Origin of the sequence: Flavobacterium branchiicola, from assembly GCF_018383905.1 — a bacterium.
In the GTDB taxonomy this organism is placed as follows: Bacteria; Bacteroidota; Bacteroidia; order Flavobacteriales; family Flavobacteriaceae; genus Flavobacterium; species Flavobacterium branchiicola.
In genome coordinates this window covers 410,639-431,362 of the sequence record NZ_JAGYWA010000002.1, presented here as the reverse complement: position 1 = coordinate 431,362, position 20,724 = coordinate 410,639, and the positions used below count along the sequence as shown (strand labels likewise).

The 20,724-nt window shown below is 35.2% G+C and carries 13 protein-coding genes (1 of these 13 running past the window's edge); 1 reads left to right on the top strand and 12 read right to left on the bottom strand.

Translation table 11 applies throughout. The features are described 5' to 3' along the window. From KHA98_RS05470 to rpsF, 6 genes are all read right to left on the bottom strand, one after another. Nucleotides 1–8,130 carry the 5' portion of an Ig-like domain-containing protein gene (locus KHA98_RS05470; protein WP_455424126.1) on the bottom strand. Its footprint begins 2,979 nt before the window's first position, so 8,130 of the gene's 11,109 nt are visible here — the first part of the coding sequence; it begins with the start codon at nucleotides 8,128–8,130; its stop codon lies beyond the left edge, outside the window. A 1,388-nt stretch (nucleotides 8,131–9,518) separates the two neighbouring features. Beyond that, nucleotides 9,519–9,992: a DUF6495 family protein gene (locus KHA98_RS05465; RefSeq protein WP_213256068.1), complete on the bottom strand. Its 474-nt coding sequence runs from the start codon at nucleotides 9,990–9,992 to the stop codon at nucleotides 9,519–9,521. A 117-nt stretch (nucleotides 9,993–10,109) separates the two neighbouring features. After that, the gene (locus tag KHA98_RS05460) at nucleotides 10,110–13,280 is read right to left on the bottom strand and encodes a TonB-dependent receptor (protein ID WP_213256066.1); all 3,171 of its coding nucleotides are present in this window, start codon (nucleotides 13,278–13,280) and stop codon (nucleotides 10,110–10,112) included. Between the two features lie 99 nt (nucleotides 13,281–13,379). Continuing rightward, nucleotides 13,380–13,820 (bottom strand): 50S ribosomal protein L9, encoded by a 441-nt coding sequence (rplI, locus tag KHA98_RS05455; protein ID WP_213256064.1) that lies wholly within the window; start codon nucleotides 13,818–13,820, stop codon nucleotides 13,380–13,382. Nucleotides 13,821–13,886: 66 nt separating this feature from the next. Further along, nucleotides 13,887–14,183, bottom strand: coding sequence for a 30S ribosomal protein S18 (rpsR, locus tag KHA98_RS05450; RefSeq protein ID WP_002987043.1), 297 nt, complete (start codon nucleotides 14,181–14,183; stop codon nucleotides 13,887–13,889). Nucleotides 14,184–14,188: 5 nt separating this feature from the next. Then, nucleotides 14,189–14,530, bottom strand: a complete 342-nt coding sequence (rpsF, locus tag KHA98_RS05445) for a 30S ribosomal protein S6 (RefSeq protein ID WP_026729424.1) — start codon at nucleotides 14,528–14,530, stop codon at nucleotides 14,189–14,191. A 177-nt stretch (nucleotides 14,531–14,707) separates the two neighbouring features. Between rpsF and KHA98_RS05440 the strand changes: the two genes are divergently transcribed. Further along, nucleotides 14,708–15,406 (top strand): LytR/AlgR family response regulator transcription factor, encoded by a 699-nt coding sequence (locus KHA98_RS05440; protein WP_026729423.1) that lies wholly within the window; start codon nucleotides 14,708–14,710, stop codon nucleotides 15,404–15,406. Here KHA98_RS05440 and priA read toward each other — a convergent pair. Genes priA through KHA98_RS05410 form a run of 6 tightly spaced genes read right to left on the bottom strand, consistent with a single transcriptional unit; the run spans nucleotide 15,403 to nucleotide 20,702 of the window. Next, a complete protein-coding gene (gene priA, locus KHA98_RS05435) occupies nucleotides 15,403–17,853 on the bottom strand; it encodes a replication restart helicase PriA (RefSeq protein WP_213256062.1) in 2,451 nt (816 codons plus the stop codon). The two genes, KHA98_RS05440 and priA, sit on opposite strands and share 4 nt — an antisense overlap. A gap of 55 nt (nucleotides 17,854–17,908) precedes the next feature. Then, complete coding sequence (locus tag KHA98_RS05430; protein WP_213256060.1) at nucleotides 17,909–18,313, bottom strand: type II toxin-antitoxin system VapC family toxin; 405 nt, start codon at nucleotides 18,311–18,313, stop codon at nucleotides 17,909–17,911. Continuing rightward, the gene (locus KHA98_RS05425; RefSeq protein ID WP_213256058.1) at nucleotides 18,313–18,549 is read right to left on the bottom strand and encodes a hypothetical protein; all 237 of its coding nucleotides are present in this window, start codon (nucleotides 18,547–18,549) and stop codon (nucleotides 18,313–18,315) included. Before KHA98_RS05425 ends, KHA98_RS05430 begins: the two co-directional genes overlap by 1 nt. 41 nt (nucleotides 18,550–18,590) lie before the next feature. Then, a complete protein-coding gene (gene bla-B1-FLAV / locus KHA98_RS05420; protein ID WP_213256056.1) occupies nucleotides 18,591–19,337 on the bottom strand; it encodes a subclass B1 metallo-beta-lactamase in 747 nt (248 codons plus the stop codon). An 11-nt stretch (nucleotides 19,338–19,348) separates the two neighbouring features. Beyond that, the gene (locus tag KHA98_RS05415) at nucleotides 19,349–19,777 is read right to left on the bottom strand and encodes a DUF2147 domain-containing protein (protein WP_213256054.1); all 429 of its coding nucleotides are present in this window, start codon (nucleotides 19,775–19,777) and stop codon (nucleotides 19,349–19,351) included. A gap of 1 nt (nucleotide 19,778) precedes the next feature. Beyond that, nucleotides 19,779–20,702, bottom strand: coding sequence for a YihY/virulence factor BrkB family protein (locus tag KHA98_RS05410; RefSeq protein WP_213256052.1), 924 nt, complete (start codon nucleotides 20,700–20,702; stop codon nucleotides 19,779–19,781). Nucleotides 20,703–20,724: the final 22 nt, after the last annotated feature.

The window sequence follows — 20,724 nt, the reverse complement described above, 5'->3', positions numbered from 1 at the left end:
ACTTTCACAACCTGTTACCGGATCTTTTATCGCTGCATAATACGTTCCGCTTGTTAATGCGGTAGCAGATGGAATCAAGTTTCCTCCAGTTAAAGCATCGTACCAAACGATATTTGTTGCTGGACTTACGTCGATGCTTGCGAATGTTGGTGCATCTACTAAACATAGATCTTGAGATGTTTTAGTAATTACTGGCGTTCCAGGATCAGTCACACTGATAGTGATTGCCAATCTAACATTACTTTCACAACCTGTTACCGGATCTTTTATCGCTGCGTAATACGTTCCTGTTGTCAATGCAGTTGTTGACGGAATTAAATTTCCTCCCGTTAAAGCATCGTACCAAACGATATTTGTTGCTGGACTTACGTCGATGCTGGCAAATGTTGGCGCATCTACTAAACAGAAATCTTGTGAAGTTTTAGTAATTACCGGCGTCCCAGGATCTGTCACGCTGATCGTGATTGCTAATCTAACATTACTTTCGCAACCTGTTACCGGATCTTTAATTGCTGCATAATACGTTCCAGTTGTTAAGGCTGTCGTAGAAGCAATTAAATTTCCTCCAGTTAAAGCATCATACCAAACAATATTTGTAGCCGGACTTACGTCGATGCTGGCAAATGTTGGTGCATTTACCAAACAGAAATCTTGTGCTGTTTTGGTAATTACCGGTGTTCCAGGATCAGTTACACTAATAGTGATTGCCAATCTAACATTACTTTCACAACCTGTTACCGGATCTTTAATCGCTGCGTAATAGGTTCCTGTCGTCAATGCTGTTGTTGACGGAATTAAATTCCCTCCACTTAAAGCATCATACCAAACAATATTTGTAGCAGGACTTACATCGATGCTTGCAAATGTTGGCGCATCTACCAAGCACAAATCTTGTGATGTTTTGGTAATTACTGGCGTTCCAGGATCAGTTACGCTAATAGTAATTGCCAATCTAACATTACTTTCGCAAGTAGTTGTAGGATCTTTTATCGCTGCATAATAGGTTCCTGTTGTCAATGCTGTAGTAGCAGGAATTAAGTTTCCTCCAGTTAAAGCATCATACCAAACAATATTTGTTGCTGGACTTACGTCGATACTGGCAAATGTTGGAGCATCAACTAAACAGAAATCTTGTGCTGTTTTGGTAATTACTGGCGTTCCAGGATCTGTTACGCTGATAGTGATTGCTAATCTAACATTGCTTTCGCAACCTGTTACCGGATCTTTAATTGCTGCATAATACGATCCTGTTGTTAAGGCTGTAGTTGAAGGAATAAGGTTTCCTCCAGTTAAAGCATCGTACCAAACAATATTTGTTGCTGGACTTACGTCGATACTGGCAAATGTTGGCGCATCTACTAAACAGAAATCTTGCGTTGTTTTGGTAATTACCGGCGTTCCAGGATCGGTTACGCTGATAGTAATTGCTAATCTAACATTACTTTCGCAAGTAGTTGTTGGATCTTTTATCGCTGCGTAATAGGTTCCTGTTGTTAATGCTGTTGCTGACGGAATTAAATTCCCTCCAGTTAAAGCATCATACCAAACAATATTTGTTGCAGGACTTACGTCGATGCTAGCAAAAGTTGGTGCATTTACTAAACAAAAATCTTGTGAAGTTTTTGTAATTACTGGCGTTCCAGGGTCTGTTACGCTGATAGTGATTGCTAATCTAACATTGCTTTCGCAACCTGTTACCGGATCTTTTATCGCTGCATAATACGTTCCTGTTGTTAATGCTGTTGCTGACGGAATTAAATTTCCTCCAGTTAAAGCATCGTACCAAACAATATTTGTTGCAGGACTTACGTCGATACTGGCAAATGTTGGAGCATCTACTAAACAGAAATCTTGAGATGTTTTAGTAATTACTGGCGTTCCAGGATCTGTAACACTGATAGTGATAGCCAATCTAACATTGCTTTCGCAAGTAGTTGTTGGATCTTTAATCGCTGCGTAATACGTTCCACTTGTTAATGCTGTTGCTGACGGAATTAAATTCCCTCCAGTTAAAGCATCGTACCAAACAATATTTGTTGCAGGACTTACGTCGATGCTTGCGAATGTTGGAGCATCTACTAAACAAAAATCTTGTGAAGTTTTAGTAATTACTGGTGTTCCAGGATCGCTTACCGTCACTGTTACAACAGATCTTAAAGAGCTTTCGCAACCTGCAGCATCTTTTATTGCTCCATAATAAGTTCCTGTTGCTAATGCAGTTGTTGGATCTAATGCAGTTCCTCCGCTTGCAGCTATATACCAAACTACATTTGCTTCATTAACCTGAAGATCTGCAACAGTTGGTGCATTTACTAAACAGAAATTTTGAGTATAAGTTGTAGAAGTAGGCGTTGGAGGATCATTAACAATTACTGTAACTGATTTTAACTCTCCATTTTTATTTTGACATGTATTGTCGCTTGCCACCGCTACATAATACGTAATAGGGCTCATTGCAGTTGTTAAACCAGTAGCTGTTAAAGCTCCTGAACTACTAATTGCATAGGTTACACCACCAATTATTCCGTTTGAAATAGGTTGTGTTTTATTGGCATCCAAATACCAAAAGAATACCGGATTTACCAAAGTACTTGTCGGAGTTAATACCGCATTTGTATCATGACAAATTGTAGCATTGTCTACCACAATATCTGTAATTAATGAACTTGGTAAAATTGTAAATGTAACTTGTTTTCTGTCTGCTGGTGCAGTTTCACAAAATACATCAGAACGAACTCCAACATAATACGTGTAAGTACCAGGAGTTAATCCGGTTAAGATTAATTTTGAAGTTGTTTCTCCAACTACTAAATTACTTGTTGTTCCATCAAAACTATACCAGGAGTATACTGGGTTTGTAAGTACTGGCGTACCACTTAATACAGCATCCAAAGTTACCTGACCAGTTTCTGCACAAATAATAGTACTGTTTCCTCCGTTTATGGTAACACTTGCGATTGCAGCTGCCGGAGTCGTTGCTGTAACAACCACGGTTACTAACCCTCTTTCTAAAGCTGCACAACCGTAACGAATTGGCTGAACATAAAATTTATAAGTTCCTGCAGCTAGTGTAGCCGGAAGCGAATAAGTCTGACCACTCGCTACCACATTTCCTCCTGTAGGTGAATCGTACCAAATATAATCTGCACATGATTTTGGCGGAACTTTGAGTGTTATATCTGTTCCGGGGCAGACCGTTATTTTATTAGTCGGATCGGCACCTATTACCTGCGTATTTGTTGTACGATCTATTGTATGAACTCTAAGCTGATCTAAAACACTTGCAACTCCTCCTAAACTAATTACAACTTTGTCGTAAGGTTCAGTTTGAGGTGCAATAAGTGTCATTGCCATTGTATCTGCCGAAAGCAGTTTTAAAGTCAATAAACTACTTGTATTTTGTATTGGAGCTCCAACAGCAATATTTCCTGAATAAAGCTGAACGCTGAAGCCTGTAAGTAAATTTAGATTTAAAATCGTTCCAGGTTTTGAAATCACAATTCTAAGCGTGTCTCCAACCATAGATGGTGTTCTAAATTTTGCTGTAAGTTGTGCTGCAGCAAGTACTCCTACTGCATTAAACATTGTAGCATAAGTAGATACATCTCCATCAGCTACATTCCAGGCATTAGAAACCCCTACAGTAGAAGTTAATACACCAAGACCTAAATCTTTTACTCCATAAAAAACATCTTCAATATCTCCTTGTCCGCAAGCAATTTGATTTACTTGTTTTTGATAATGAGCATCATAAACATTTACATTCTGTGCAACACTCAAAATTGAGCCTAATTGTACGCGGATACCATCATAATCCTGAGGTCCGGAATTATTAGAAGGAACAAAGGTAAATTCAAATGAATTTTGACCCGGCAATAAATTCAATAATGCCCCTGATACCGGTTGCAATGTTCCAATATCAATTGGGTTATTCAATCCATTACGTTTAGTCCCTACAACGGTAATACTTTGTCCTACCGCAACTGCACTATATTCTAAACCAAGTTTCACTGTTACCGGTGTTCCTTTAGGTATAGTAGTTGGCCATTGCAGATTTTGCCATGTAGTTCCAATGCCTAAAAGTCCTAATCCTGTAGTTATTGTAGAATAAGTACTTGGATCACCATCTGCACCCAAAGGTCCATTTGATACTCCACCTGTAATAACTGATGACCATGACTGAGTATTAGCATAAACTCTTTCAAATAATGAATCACAAGTTGCAGGATCAATAACGCTGATCGTTACGGTCTGGCTGGTAGTACAATTTCCGATACTTGCAATTACTGTATAGGTATAAGTCCCAACAGTATTTAAAATACCTGTGTTGTTCGAAGGCAAAACATTCCCTTGCGGGTCGTACCATGTTATAGTTCCATTTGATGTTGCGCTTAATGCTACCGAAGTTCCTTTTGTAACTGCTATCGAACTTGTTACGCCTGTTAAGGTTGGTAAAGGATTAACTGTTACTGCAACTGGTAATTTAGCCGAAGGACAAGCAACGCCAGCTGTCTGAGCCTGAATAAAATAATTACCATTACCCAAAATATTTGTTGCAGCCTGATCCGTTATTGGATTACCTGCTGAATCAAAGAAGGTATAAGTAGTATTTCCAGAAGTATCAAAATTTGTAATCGCATCTCTTAAACTTGCTTTTGCACAAGCTACTAATGAAGATGTAACGGTTAAATCCGAAGCTGCCGGATAATTAACCACAACTGGCTGTAATGACCCGTTCGGGCTCTCACAAGTTCCGCCATTAAGTACTGACACATAATAGGTATAAGGAGCATTACCAGAAGTAAGACCACTTATGGTTAACGCACCAGTTACAGGATCTTTAGAATAAGTAACACCTGCTACTGTTCCGTTTGTAAGCTCCTGAGTTTTATTTTGATCTGTATAATATTTGAAAGTTGCTCCCGTTAAAGCAGATGTTGGAGCCAAAACCACACCTCCTGCACAAGAAGCTGTCAAAGGAGTAGTAATTGTAATATCTGAAGCTGTAGGGATTGCTAAAACATTTATCGCTACAGCCTGACGGGCACTGTTAATACAGCTTCCGCGGCTTGCCTCCAAATAATAAGTTGTATTAGCTGTTAATGCAACTGTAGGATTAACAGACACTGGGTTTCCGCCTGTTGGAGCATCAAACCATGCAAAAGTTTGCGTTTGTGTTCCTGGAGCAGTAGCAGTTAACGTAGCTGTTCCCCCTGCACAAATAGGTGCTGATGCTCCTGTTATTGTTGCATTTGGGAATCTGTAAGAAGCTTGATAAATTTCTAAACTTGCTAATACACTTGCTAATCCATTTAATTGAACCCTAACGCTTGTAAAAGCTCCTGCCGCAACAAAACTTGCTTTAAAACGATTTCCAGTTAATATCTGAACATTTAAAAGCGAACTGATAGCAGACAAATCAGCATTAGGTGTACCTCCATTAAAACTTTGCAAAGTAATATTAGACAAAGCGCTGATGTCAAGAAGACCTACAGGAATTCCTAATTCTACATCTATAATATCATCCTTCTGACCACCTGTTGGAGGAAAAGTTAATACTTGTTCAATATGATCATTCAACAAGCCTAAAGGGATTGACAAAGTAGCGGCTGTATTATTATTTCCATCTACAGAAGCACCATCGGTAGTTGAAGTACAAGTCAAACATCCTGTTGTCCCTCCTTTAGTAGTGACTTGTGCATCTGCTAATAAGCAATTACTAACTGCATTTATAACCGTAACCGTAATAACTGCTCTTGTACTGCTTGGACAATCTGTTGTTAAATCTCTTGCTTCAACATAAAATGTTTTATTTGCCGTTAAAACCGGACTAGGCGTGTAAGTACTTCCTGTAGCTAACGAAGTTCCTCCCGTTGCAACATCATACCATGTATAAGTAAATCCAGGAGTATTTGTAACGGCCAGCATTACACTTTGTCCAGATTGAATGGTTACATTTGATAATACAGGAACTGGTGCCGCTGGTCTCGCATTTACATTAACAGTAGTTGCAGTACGTGTAGGACTTGTACAAGTACCAATTACTGCCTCTATATAATATGTTTTACTGGCAGTTAAATTTGGAGTTGCATAAATTTCACCTGTAAATACTAAATTCCCTCCTGTTGCCGCATCATACCAATTGTAAGTTGTACCTGCAACCGGCGACTGAATAGTTATAGTCGTGGCGTCTCCACTGCATAAATTTAAAGGGCTGGCAACAACTGTTCCCGGTGCCAGAGGATTGTCTACAGTAACTATTACTGGATTTCTTTCACTATTAACACAACCATTACGTGTAAGTTCTGTATAAAAAGTAGTTGTTGTATTTAAAACCGGAGTTGTATAAGCAGCTGTAGAAACTAACAAGTTTCCTCCAGTTAAAGCATCATACCATTTAACCGTTTCACCAACTGCTAAATTGGCGGTCAAAGTTGTGGTTTGTCCCGCACAGATTACTTTATTGCCTGTAACGGTTGGCGCTTTATATCTGTATGTTGCCTGATAAATATCTAAATTAGTAAGCAGGGTTAATACACCGCCCAATCTAATTTCAATGCGGTCAAAAGTTCCACCAGCTTCTATACTAGCCTTGAATCGATTTCCGGATAATACTTGTAAAGTAACTAATGAGTTGTTTATAAAAACCCTGTCACCATTATAAGTTGATCCGTTATAGGTAGCCAGACTTACTGCACCAAGTAAAGCAACATCTGCAATTCCACCAGGTAAAGCCAATTCAACATCGATGATGTCGCCTGCTTTCCCTGGATTATTAAACTGTAATGTTTGCTGAATCCATCCATTTACCACCCCTGCCGGCAACGTAATTCTTGCAAAAGTTGCAGGATTACCGTCTACCGAATTATTTGGATTTGTAGTAGAACAAAGTAAACAAATACCGAATTGAGCCGTTTGCTGACTATTTGCTTCTAAACAAGTTCCCAAAGGATTTGCAGAAACATTTACTGTCACCGATACTCTCGAAGCGCTAACGCATCCTGCAACACTATTACGGGATTCTATATAATAGGTTTTAGTAGCCGTTAAAATAGGAGTTGTAAAAGTATTGGAATCTCCCAATAATTTAGTTCCTCCAGTAGGTACATCATACCAGTCTAAAACAACTCCAGCTTCAGCTGTTGAAGCACTTAAGGTTGCATTTTGTCCTGATAAAATAGATACACTTTGTGTTAATACCGTTGCTGGTCCGGGAACCGGAGTTGAGGTAACACTTACTTTAGTACGAGCCGATTTACATAAGCCAATTGAAGCCTCTACATAAAAATCAGTTACACCTACCGGGACGGTTGGTGTATAACTAGTATTTGTACTTAACGCAGATCCTCCTGTTGCCACATTAAACCACGAATAAGTAGTTCCGGGAACCGGATTTATAACAGAAAGCGTAGTTGCCTGCGTTGCTCCCGTAGAACAAATTGAAGTTCCGGTCGTGCTTATTGTAGGCTGTATAGGTTCTATAACATTTATAGTTACAGGTAGTCGTGAATCACTTTCGCAACCCGGGTTTCTCGAAGTACTTATATAATAAGTTGTAGTAGCCGTTAAAGCCGGCGTTGTATAAGTAGCAGAAGTGGAAAGCGCTGTAGTAGCTGTTGGAGTATCATACCATGCAATAGTTGTACCTGTAGCCACAGTAGCCGAAAGTGCTACAGATTGCCCAAAGCAAACAGATTGTGTTTCCCCTCCTGCAATAGTTGGTTTTGCAAATTGCAAACGCACATCATAAATTCTTAAATTAACCAAGCCGGACAAAAGTCCTCCTGATTGAATTTGTACCTGATTGGCATCTCCCGGTAATGTATACTTTATTACTGCAACATTTCCACCTGATAATAATTGGAGATTAAGTATCGGATTATTTATGGCAACTGCCGAACCAACATCCGCTGCTCCGTTTTTTGCCTGAATCGTGGCGTTTGCTAATAAACCAACATCCAGTAGTCCATTACCTTCACCCAGATAGATCACTATTTGATCTCCGGCTTTTGCCGTCTGGTTAAAATGTAATGTCTCCTGAGCAAAACAACCTACACCTAGCACATTTGTAATAGATGCATAAGTTGCCAGGCTGGAATCGAATGCATTGCCTGGGTTCGTTACACTCATGCCTACACATAAAAGACCACCAGTACTATTAGTCTGTGAGTCTGGTCGGCAAAAAGTTTGTGCAAAGTTTTTATTGCAAAAAAGCAACAAAAACAACAAACCAAATAATCTCTTCTTTAGGATGAGATCATAAAAAGTAATTTTTTTTTTCATAATTTGGAAGATTAGAAAATGGACAATAAAATACCTGTTGCGATAAGCACGTATGCTTAGGCAATTCAAAAAATCGTTAATAATCAACTACTTAAAATAGAATTTAAAATCTTATCGACTAAGAATTTAAATCATATTTCTTCAAAAAAATTCATGGTGCATTGCGTCTACTATTAAGTAAACTAAAGAGCATTTTACCTAAATTAGGTACAAAACGCCCGGAAACTTTTAGGGAATACAGATCTTAATCAGTCTTCCATACGGAGTGATTTAATGGTGGCCTAATTTTCATACACGAAAATTTAAGTTAAGCTAAACAGGGGGAAAAACACTATAAATATATTGGGTATTTCAATATTCAAAGAAAGTTGATTAGGCAATCTGTGAACTTGTTTTTTATTTTGAAATAGTCATGTAAGTCAAAATAATTGAAATACGATTTTTAATAATTACTGCTATCCTTAATTAATAATTATTAGACATGAAAAAGTTTTTCATTTGCACAATCGCCGACTGGGCTTAGCAAATAAAAAACAAATATAATTTTGACTTTCGTGAAACAAGTCTGCTATAGAAACAAAATTTACTTTCGTAGCAAATTTTAAAAAAGCAAAAAATAAAGTTAAAATAATTTGAACGCTTAATACAAACTTAATTATTAGAGTAGTTGTCAATTCCATATGCAAACTAATTTAAGTTAATTAATAAACCTTATTCTTTTCTAAGACATTTTTTATTCTTAAAGATTAAACAAAACTGACTCTTAATTTGTTTTTAGAAAAAACGCAAAGTATTTTGTTTAACATTTTCCTATCCTAAAATTAAGCAAAAGAAAAATATAAAACAAACAAAATATTATTATTATTTTAAGACACTTGTGGCTAAAAGAGAGTGAAAACAGCTATTTTATAGGAAAAGACAGCTATATATCGCAAAAAAAGCTGTTTTATGAGTCAAGTTAAAAATAAAATATTTAACAGTTAAATTTAAAAATATAGTAATTATACTACACAATACTCAATTTCAATCGTTTTAAATTTAACAACATTAGAAAAATAGAGATAAAACCTACATTTTAAACTTAAATATCTTAAAATTTTAAGTAAATGGGAAAAAACACGTAAAAATACGGGGCAAACGAAAAATAAAAGATTAAACAAACGTTAAAAAAATAAAGAAAAGACAAACAATTTAAAGCAATATTGTTTATCCTTTCTTCACTAGTTAAAGCAGAACTAAGACTCGATTATAGTATTAATTTGCTTAAACAACAGTCCGTCGCTTAAAAAAGCACCTTGTTGAATTAATTCAAATATAGAAGCATTTCTATCTTCCGTAAACACCTTCTTCCCTACTTTCATTTCAATGTTCTCCGTAAACATATTATCACTCAACCATTGCAAACCTTCTTTAGATAAAAAATCAGTTTCCTGAATCAAAGACTTCAACACTATAGATTGCACATGCGTATCAAAACACTGAAATAAAAAGATATGATTTCTTGAAAAATGCTCTAAATATTCTGCTCTGGACAAAACGCCTTCCCAAATCAAATCTGAAAAGACATCCAGTTCCTGCTCAGCAACCTCTGGTTTGTTTATTTTAAGTGAATCCCATTCAGCCTTATCAATTGCCTGCGTAGCTAAAAAGCTGGCAAATTCTGCATGCAATTCATCAAATTGCTCCTTAGTTAATCTTGCGTATTTCATTTTGTTTGTTTTTATATTTAAACACTTGTAAAGAACTAATAACATTTTTACGACATTATTATGCATAAAAAAAGCCCCCGCAAATGCGAGGGCAAATTTATCACTTTTTTTGCTTTACTAAAAAATGTATCTAAGACCAAATTGAGCTTGCCATCTTGAAGTCAAACTAGCATCATAGCTGTACGTTTTAGTCTGAGTACCATTAAAGGTATAAGTAGGCACATTTCCTGCCACTGTAACCCCAATAGGCTGAACACTGGTAGGAACTTGCACAACTCCCCAATCAGAGTTTATAAGATTTCCAAAGTTTAAAACATCAATACTAAACTGGATTGTATTTTTCTTCTCTGAAGCCGATGAAATTTTAAAATTATAATCCTGCATTACTTTAAGATCGCATCTTCCTCTCCATGGCGATATTGCCCCATAACGCTCTGCGTATTGCCCTCTTTTGTTTTTCATATAATCATCCTGCGCAATAAATTTATCAAAAGCCTCAGCTTGTCCCGCACCGCTAAAATTCATCTGACCGATTTCTGCTGTTGTCGGAATATAAATCAAATCATTAACAGAAGAACCATCTCCATTAATATCACCTCCGTATGTATAATTATAACGTCCTCCCTGAGCATATTCAAAAAAAGCAGAAACAGTAGTTGCCCATTTGTCCTTTCCGTATTTCCATTTTTTAGAACCAACTGCTATAAAACGATGATTATCTCCATATTTAGAATTTGAAAGCACATCATTATTCACATTACCTAAAGCCGGATTAAAAGCAAAAGCATCTCCTGTTATCTCAGCTTCAATAGAGTTTACGTCTTTTGATTTTAAATAATTATAAGCAACACTTGCATACAAACCATTTTCAAAAGTTTTCTGTAATTTAATCGTCGCATTAAAAGCACTTCCTTTATCTGAATTTGTCATTACATAAGCATTATTTGCACCATGATCCGCTGCAGTATAAATCAATCTGTCATCTACACCTGCCAATGTTCCTGTTGGAGGTTTTAATCCCCAGTTTTGCACATGTACCGCATTAATATCTTTATTATAAGACAAATCAAGAGTTACAATATAATTACCTTCAAATCGATGATCGTACCCTAAACTAGTTCTCCAAACCTGAGGCCATTTATAATCCGGATCCATAATTTGCAAGAAGCTATCATCTGCACCACTTACCTGATTACCTAACCAAACAAACGGAATTCTACCGGTAAAAATTCCAGACCCTCCGCGAAGTTGCGAGGTTGCATCACCTTTTACATCCCAGTTGAAACCAATTCTTGGAGACCAAAGAATCCTGTCACTAGGCAAATCTGTCGAAATTAATTTAACTGCCTGCCCAGTTTGCGGATCATAATAATCAATACTATTATCTCTACCTGATCCACCATTATCTGTATCAATATATTTCTGAATCAAATCTGCAGTATTAAAATACAAAGGCTTATCAATTCTTAAACCTAACGATAATTTAAAATCATCACTAAGACGTATGTCATCCTGTGCATAAAAAGCCAATTGTCCCACGTTTAACTCAGCAAGTTTCCAACCTCCATCAGAACCCACCGCAAACTGACTTTTAGAATTATTAGTATCCTGGGCGTATTGAAGATTTTGAGCGATAATACTAGTAGCAAAAGGTTTAGCAGCATCATTCAAAAAATCTTGTGTTGTAAAATAAGGCGTAAAGAAAGTACCTGCATATCCATTTGGATTGCCGAAATTATCATACCCTGCTAAATTGAAAGAATTTTTGAAAGCAAATTTTTCGAAAGATCCTCCAAAAGTAAAAGCATGTTTACCAACCGTATAAGACAAGTTATTGGTAATCTGAATTACTTTTTGATCAAGTGTATTATTGATAGAAAAAGGTTCGTGCCCAGCAATAATATAATTAGAACCCGCACCATCCTGAATATTAATTACCGGAGCCGGAGTAGAAAACGGTCTTCTGTAATCATTAAAATGAGTATAACCCGCTTGAAGTTTGTTAGAAACCGATTCACTGAACTTTGAATTTAATTCTAATAAAACCGAATTCAACTTGTTATTAATCTGATATCCTGAATTCTGAAATTGCAAGATTGAAGCATTTGGACCTCTAAAACCTAGCGCAGTCGGGTGAGCCGGTTTATCTTTTGAAGCATCCAGAAAATTATAAATAACAGCCAGTTTATGATTATCATTTATATTCCAGTCTACTTTTATAATTCCTTTACTTGAATTTGACTCATGTATAAATCCCTGATAAGCTCCGGTATTATAACCTAAATCTGCCAAAGCTTTAGAAACCGCAATCAAATCAGACTCCATAACTCTGGATTCATTAATTCCCGTTATACCGTCATTATTATTGGCCACAAAATTAGATCCAAGATCACTTCTTTTATCAATTTCAAAATTTCCAAAAACAAACAATTTATCTTTTATAATAGGCGCCCCCAAACTGAAACCAGCCTGAGTCTGCTCTAAAGTAGGTACAAATATTTTTTCCCCTTTAATTTTACTTCCTGTTAAATCCTGATTTCTGTAAAACACATAGGCAGTACCATGAAATTCATTTGTCCCCGATTTTGTAACTGCATTTACAGAAGCTCCAGTAAAACCAGATAAAGTAACATCATAAGGAGCAGTTGCCACCTGAATTTGCTCAATTGCATCTAATGATATTGGCTGAGCACCTGTTTGCCCTCCCGGAGTTGCAGCATCCAACCCAAACGGATTATTAAACACCGCACCATTTAAAGAGTAATTGTTATACTGGTCATTTCTACCTCCAAAAGAACCGCCACTTGCAGTTGGCTCCAAACGGGTAAAGTCTTCAGCAGATCTTGATATTGTTGGCAGAGCAGTTAATTCTCTTCTTCCAATAGAAGTTTCAGCACCTGTTTTTCCACTTTTAAAAATCTTATCTTTAGCAGTAACTTTTACCTCTTCCAACGCCTGGCTTTCATCAGCCAGCTGAACATCGAGAGTAAAAGGCTTTCCCAAATCAAGATAAAGATCATTATATTCCTGATTTTGAAAACCAACAAATGATACAATTACTTTATACGGACCTCCAATTCTCATATTTAAAATACTAAACCTTCCATCTTCATTGGAAATAGCAGAATATTTAGTTCCTGTTGGAGTATGTATTGCCAAAATTCCGGCACCTGGCAAAAGTTCATTACTTGAACTCTTAATAATCCCTTTAATACTCGAAGTTGTGGTTTGTCCCGTGGCAAGGGTGAGCCCAAAGACACACAGCATTAATACAAAGATTTTTTTCATTTTATTGGTTTTGAGTGAGTTATTCACCCAAAAATAGACAAAAAAAAATCACTCCGAAGAGTGATTTTTATATTTTATTAACAAGAAGTTAACAAAATGTTATTTTTCAGCTACGATTTCGTAAGCTAATTCAACGATAACATCTCTGTGTAAACGGATGCTCGCTGCATATTTTCCAGTACGTTTAACGATACCACTAGTGATGAATTTTCTATCGATAGCATTTCCAGATTTCTCTAATGCTTCAGCGATATCAATATTCGTGATAGAACCAAAAAGTTTCTCTCCACCAGCTTTTGCTGTAAGTTTAATCTCAAGAGCTTTTAAAGTTTCAGCTAATGCTTTAGCATCAGCAACAACTTTAGCTTCTTTGTGAGCTCTTTGTTTTAAATTTTCAGCTAAAACTTTTTTAGCAGAAGGAGTTGCCAAAGTAGCAAAACCTTGAGGAATTAAAAAGTTACGACCGTAACCAGGTTTTACAGATACTACATCATCTTTAAATCCTAAGTTTTGTACGTCTTGTTTTAAAATAAGTTCCATGTTGTTGTCCTTATATTTTAGAAGTTAGGTTCTGCTTTAACAGAAACCAGCGACTAGAGTTTTTAATTATTTTAATAAATCGGCCACGTATGGCATTAAAGCTAAGTGACGAGCTCTTTTTACAGCTACAGAAACTTTTCTTTGGTATTTTAATGAAGTTCCAGTTAAACGACGAGGAAGAATTTTTCCTTGCTCATTTACGAATTTCAATAAGAAATCAGCATCTTTATAATCGATGTATTTGATTCCAGATTTTTTGAAACGGCAATACTTTTTAGTTTTGTTAGTTTCAATGTTTAAAGGCGTTAAATATCTGATATCTCCGTCTTTTTTTCCTTTTGCAGATTGCTCAATTGTAGACATAATAATTACGCTTTAGTAGATTTTAATTTAGCTCTTCTTCTTTCCGCCCATGAAATAGCATGTTTATCTAAACTTACAGTTAAGAAACGCATAACTCTTTCGTCACGTCTAAATTCAGTTTCAAAAGCTACAAGAACTTCTCCAGCTACTTTGAATTCGAATAAATGGTAAAAACCACTTTTTTTGTTTTGGATTTCGTAAGCCATTTTTTTAAGACCCCAATCCTCTTTCGATACCATTTCAGCTCCTCTACTAGTAAGAAATTCTTCAAATTTCGTTACTGTTTCCTTCACCTGAACCTCAGATAAAACGGGATTTAAAATGAAAACAGTTTCATAATGATTCATAAATACAATATTTATTTGTTAAAATTGGGTGCAAAAGTAATCATTATATTTAAATATACAACACAAATTTTCTTTTATTCGTCATAATGCAAAAAATAGTCGCTCATTTTAGTTTTTTGTACAAAAAAATAATACATTTACTATTGCTATCCTGAATTTATTCTAAATTTAAATGTTATGAAACTAAACTGTGTTGTTGTAGATGATAGTTCTATACAGAGGACAATTATTGCAAAATTAGTTAATAATCACCCAGGTTTGCACTTAATCGGGGACTTTTCTAATGCAATAGAAGCAAAAAGCTGTATCTCTTTAAATAATATCGATTTAATATTTCTTGATATTGAAATGCCTGTTATCAATGGTTTTGACTTCCTTGACGGACTAAAATCAAAACCTCAAATTATATTTATCACTTCTAAAGCTGAATATGCTTTAAAAGCTTTTGATTATGATGCTACCGATTATCTGCAAAAACCAATTGCCGTTGATCGATTTAATGCTTCTGTCAAAAGGGCAATCGATATGCATTTACTTAAGAAAGAAGTTAAAGAGGAAGAAGGAGAACATATCTTCATCAAAAGCAACCTTAAAAAACTTAAAATTTTCACTGCCAAAATCAAATGGATTGAAGCTTTTGGAGATTATGTAAGGGTAGTTACTGAAGATGACAGCAATTTGGTTCTTTCAACAATGAAATCTTTCGAAAATGATTTATCGAAAGACAAATTTATTCGTGTGCACAAATCTTACATTATTAATATTGATAAGGTAGAACGATTTAATAGTAAGTTCGCTGAAATTGGAATCACCAAAATTCCGTTAAGCCGAAACAAAAAAGAGGACTTAGTTAAAGCATTATCTACATCGTCTTAATAAAAATCGACGTTCACCACAACTTTTATAGCTCTGTACTGCGCGACAGCTTCAAAACTATTCAACATTTTCTGAATAGTTTTTTTTGTATTCCCTAAATGCAGATTTTGCGGAATTTTAATCAATATAGTTCTAAGGTATTCATTCCTGATTCTGCTTATTGCCGGTTCTTCCGGTCCTAAAACTGGTATATTCAGATTCTGACTCAAAACCTGATACAACCACATCGACCCTTCTTTTAATTTTTCGAATTCACGATGTTTTAAAGTCAGTTTTATAATTCTGAAATATGGAGGATATTTATAGATTTGTCTGTCATACAATTGCTCCTTATACATACCTATATAATTATGGTCTGTAACTTGCTGAATTGTATTGTGATTTGGATTATAAGTCTGAATTACTACTTTTCCTTGTTTCTCAGATCTTCCGGCTCTTCCAGCGACTTGTGTCATCATTTGAAAACTACGCTCAAAAGCTCTGAAATCAGGATGATGCAGCATATTATCTGCATTCATAATCCCAACCAGACTTACATTATCAAAATCTAAACCTTTGGCCAGCATTTGCGTTCCGACCAAAATATCAATTTCTCTATTTTTAAAAGTATCTATGATCTTTTCAAAACCAAACTTTCCACGCGTTGTATCCTGATCCATTCTTCCGGTTTTTGCTTTCGGAAAAAGAGATAATAATTCCTGTTCGATTTGCTCCGTTCCAAAACCTTTTGTTGTTAAATCGATACTGGAACAACTGTGACAATTAGTTGGTTTTGCAATTGAATATCCACAATAATGACAACGCAGCTGATTTTTATTTTTATGAAAAGTCAAACTAACATCACATTGCTGACAATGCGGTACGTGACCACAAGTCATACATTCTATTATAGGAGAATATCCACGTCTGTTTTGAAATAAAATAACCTGTTCACCTAAAGCCAAAGCCTCGGCTATTTCTTCTATCAAAAGGTCACTAAAATGACCTGTCATTTTTTTTCTGAAATGCTTATCTTTTAAATCAACCAGAAGAACTTCGGGCATTCGAACATTTTTATAACGCTCCGTCAACGTAACCAAACCAAATTTTTCAATCTGCGTATTAAAATACGTTTCAATACTTGGAGTTGCAGAACCTAATAATACTTTGGCATTATGCAGGTTTGCCAAAACAATTGCAGCGTCGCGCGCATGATATCGCGGTGCAGGATCAGTTTGCTTAAACGTTTGCTCATGTTCTTCATCAACAATCAACAAACCTAGATCATTAAAAGGCAAAAACAAGGCCGACCTCGCTCCTATTACAATTTGAGCTTTCTCAGAATTTTCAAGTGTTTGCCTCCAAACCTCAACCCTTTCATTATTACTATATTTCGAATGAAACACAGCTACTTTATCTCCAAAATGAAGTCGTAAACGTGAAACCAACTGAGTCGTTAAAGCAATTTCCGGAAGCAAGTACAAAACCTGTCTTCCTGTTACCAGATATTCTTCTATTAATTTAATGTAGATTTCTGTTTTCCCACTTGAAGTTACGCCATGAAGCAGACAAACTTCTTTTTCTGAAAAGTTATTTTTAATCTTAGAAAATGCATTTTCCTGTGCTTCACTTAGCGTAAGTTCTTTCTCGGTCTTTTCACCATTATAAGAAACCCTGTCATGCTGTAGAAAATACTCCTCAAAAATCTCCTTTTCAATTAAAGCCTTAACAACTGATGATGTCACATTCGAAACCTCGGTAAGTTTTTTAACTGTAATTGGCTTTTTTTCCGTAGCGTTAAGCTGAAAATATGCCATTACAATTTCCTTTTGTTTATTGGCACTTTTCAATACTTCCAGTAATTCCGCCAAACCATTATCCGATTCGTATTTCGAATGTAATTTTACATATCGAATCAGTTTTGGTTTGTAGGTTTCTTTTATTTCTTCTTCTAAAACAATGATATCCTTATTCATTAATTTCTGAAGAACCGGAAGTATATTCTTCTTATTTAAAATCGAAGCGATTTCCTGAACTTTCAAGGAACTCTGATGCTGTAAGGCTTCATAAACCAAAAACTCATCATCAGAAAGCTCGCTGTCATTAACAACAACTTCAGGTTTATGCGTAACTATCGTTTCACTTTCCAGTAATAATCCACTCGGAAAAGCACCACGATAAACATCACCAATACCACACATATAATAATTTGCCAACCAAAGCCAGTGTTTAATCTGAATTTCGGTTGCAATAGGTTTCTCATCTAAGATCTGATGAATTTCTTTGGCTTCATATAATGTTGGTGCATTTTCATGAATATCCAATACAAGAGCCGTGTATATTTTACTTTTACCAAAAGGTACCGCCACCCGCATTCCTTTTTTAATGAAATGAAATTCAGCCTCAGAAACACGATATGTAAACGTTTTTGCTAAGGAAAGCGGTAAAATAACTTCGATAAAAAACATGTAGAAAATTATAAGAAAAACAAAAATTAAAGATTAGCAGATTTTGTTGCAGCAATTAATTTCTTTCAAACCAATTCTCCATTTGAATCCCATTTAAAAGTTTAAAATCTTTAGTATTATCAGTAACTAGAGTTAACTGATTTTCAATTGCAGTAACCCCAATTAAAAGATCAAATTCATCATTCATTGGTTTGCCAATTTTCCTAAGTCGTACTTTCTCTACTGCATATCTTTTAATAGATCCAAAAATTGGAATTATTGTTAGTCCTTTCAAAAAAGTATCAACTGCTTTATTTGATTTTGTTGGATCTTCGCTATTTTCAGCACCAAAACGAAGTTCAGCAACTGTAATTTCGGAAATATAACAATTTTCCAGTCCAACATCCCGAAACTTTTTATCAAGATCAAGTTTTCCCCTAAGAAAGAAAACACAAATACTAGTATCTAATAAATAACCCATTAAAAATCAATTTCCTTATTTTTAAAACTTCTATTAGCTTTAATTTCAGATACAATATCTTCTGCAGGTTTTTCTGAAGCAAATGCGCCAAATGATTTATAAAAATCATTTTCTTTGGCTTTATTACTTTTTATTGACTTTGTCAACCTTTCTATAAGTTCAATTTTATTAGAAAAACTAAGCCCCTCAAATAAATTTGAATACGATTCAAGTATATGTTTATCGGTTACTGTCATTTTCATCACTCTTTATACTGTTTCAAATATACGCATAAAAATTATTTCTTCCCTGAAGATTTCTGAGCCAGATACTCATCAACTAATTTCTGCGTATGATTTAAAGATCCTATATTACTCCAATCATCATGACCCGGAATAATATAAACTGGATTTTTACATTTTGCCTGTACTTTTTTAATCGATTTCTGCCACTCTTTTACATCGGCATCACCCAAATAACCTAAATCTGTAGCCACGGTACTTTTTACAAAACAACCTCCATATAAAATTTTCTCTTTAGCAAACCAAACCACAACATTATCCGGTGCGTGACCTTTTCCTGGATAATAAACTTCAAATTTATATTTTCCAAGTGTAAAAATGGTATCATTCGGGATTATAAATTCAGCCGTTTTTTCCTTATTCTTTTTAAGAATTTCGTCTGTTAATTTTATCGTGTAGGTTTTAATTCCTTTTTGTTTATAAAAATCCAGTCCGCCGGCACGATCTTCATGAGAATGAGTTGCAAAAGCCATTACTACATCTTTATGGTGTTTTGCTTTTATACTATCCAACAAAGGCTGAAACTGCGTTTTATCCCATGGAGCATCAAACAAAACAATACCTTTATCTGTAACCAGATACATGGCATTGGCAGAAATCAACGTTCCTTTATAATCATGAAACGTTTTATAAACATAAAAGTCACCTGTAAGATGACTTATTTGTAATGGCGAATTCTTAGATTGTCCAAAAGTATTTGAAAAAATCACTAAGAATAAAACTATCGAAGCTAATTTTCGCATTTATATTTTAATTAGTTTTTTACGCGTGTCCAGTATTGAGTTCTTCCCATTAAAGAGATTCCAACATATCCACGAAGTTTCAATTTATCTGCAGAATCTAAAGTGATATAACATTTGTATTTTTTACCATTTGTTGGGTCAAGAATAGTTCCGTCGTTGTATTCGCTTCCGTCTTTTTTAAGACCATTGATGATAACCATTCCTAAAATTGGTTTGTTTTTCTCTGCACCGTCACATTTAGTACAAACATCTTTTTTGTGGCTCTCACGAAGTATTTCTACTACTTTACCATAAATTTTTCCAGACTTTTCATAAACCTCTACAATAGATTTTGCTTCACCTGTTTCATCATCTATTGTTTTCCATTTGCCAACAACACTTTGCGCCTGCATTGTCATGGCGAAGAAAAAAACGCCAATAGTTAACATCCAATTTTTCATATTATTTATTTTTTTTTTGTTTTAATTTTCTGATAGTAGCATTCAGTTCGAACCCCAAAAGCAGAATCATACAGTTTATCCAAATGTAGAACATTAGAATTAATAATGTACCAATTGAACCATAAAGTTCGTTATATTTTGAGAATTTTATAACCCAAATCCCAAAAAAGAACGAAGATATAACAATTAAGATGGTCGTAAAAACAGATCCAATACTTATAAACGGCACTTTATTATACTGCTTAGTACCATAACGTAATAATATTGAAGATGTTATCAAAATCATTAAAACAACAAACAAATATCGACCCAAAATAATCAACGGAATTCGGTCACTAAGTACATCCTGAATAATCGTTTTTTGAATAAATACCTCAAAAACTACAATTGTTGCCACGGTTACAAATAATATAATAGTCATAACCAGTGAAATTGCCAAAGCGACAAGATACTGATTCAAAAAACCACGTTTATCAAAAACATGTTTGGATGATTCGAAACCACTCAAAATTCCGTTAATACCATTTGCCATCAAAAATATCGAAAGCAAAAATCCCGTCGACAGTAATCCTGAATGACTATTATTTAAAATATCACTGATAATTTTACTTATCGCATCATAAGTATTTGGAGGAACTCCTTGTTGCACAAACTGAAGAAAATCATCCTGAAAATTATCTATCGGAATAAACGGAATCAAGTTCAAAATAAACAGTGCAAAAGGAAATAAAGCCATAAAAAAGCTAAATGAAACTGCACTTGCATGATAGGAGAATGCACCATCAATAATTCCGATAGTGTACATTTCAAGTAAATCATACAATGAAAAACCTTCCAGCCAAGGCAATTTTATTTTCTTTAAAAGTCGAACCAAAGAACGTACCACGGGTATTTTCTCAATCCGGTCTTCTATCTCTTTAGACATATTATTTTTGATTTTAGATTGT

Excerpts from the sequence above, each read along its gene's own strand:
- KHA98_RS05465 (WP_213256068.1), bottom strand. The coding sequence starts at position 9,992 with ATGAAATACGCAAGATTAACTAAGGAGCAATTTGATGAATTGCATGCA.
- KHA98_RS05460 (WP_213256066.1), bottom strand. The coding sequence starts at position 13,280 with ATGAAAAAAATCTTTGTATTAATGCTGTGTGTCTTTGGGCTCACCCTT.
- rplI (WP_213256064.1), bottom strand. The coding sequence starts at position 13,820 with ATGGAACTTATTTTAAAACAAGACGTACAAAACTTAGGATTTAAAGAT.
- rpsR (WP_002987043.1), bottom strand. The coding sequence starts at position 14,183 with ATGTCTACAATTGAGCAATCTGCAAAAGGAAAAAAAGACGGAGATATC.
- rpsF (WP_026729424.1), bottom strand. The coding sequence starts at position 14,530 with ATGAATCATTATGAAACTGTTTTCATTTTAAATCCCGTTTTATCTGAG.
- KHA98_RS05440 (WP_026729423.1), top strand. The coding sequence starts at position 14,708 with ATGAAACTAAACTGTGTTGTTGTAGATGATAGTTCTATACAGAGGACA.
- priA (WP_213256062.1), bottom strand. The coding sequence starts at position 17,853 with ATGTTTTTTATCGAAGTTATTTTACCGCTTTCCTTAGCAAAAACGTTT.
- KHA98_RS05430 (WP_213256060.1), bottom strand. The coding sequence starts at position 18,313 with ATGGGTTATTTATTAGATACTAGTATTTGTGTTTTCTTTCTTAGGGGA.
- KHA98_RS05425 (WP_213256058.1), bottom strand. The coding sequence starts at position 18,549 with ATGACAGTAACCGATAAACATATACTTGAATCGTATTCAAATTTATTT.
- bla-B1-FLAV (WP_213256056.1), bottom strand. The coding sequence starts at position 19,337 with ATGCGAAAATTAGCTTCGATAGTTTTATTCTTAGTGATTTTTTCAAAT.
- KHA98_RS05415 (WP_213256054.1), bottom strand. The coding sequence starts at position 19,777 with ATGAAAAATTGGATGTTAACTATTGGCGTTTTTTTCTTCGCCATGACA.
- KHA98_RS05410 (WP_213256052.1), bottom strand. The coding sequence starts at position 20,702 with ATGTCTAAAGAGATAGAAGACCGGATTGAGAAAATACCCGTGGTACGT.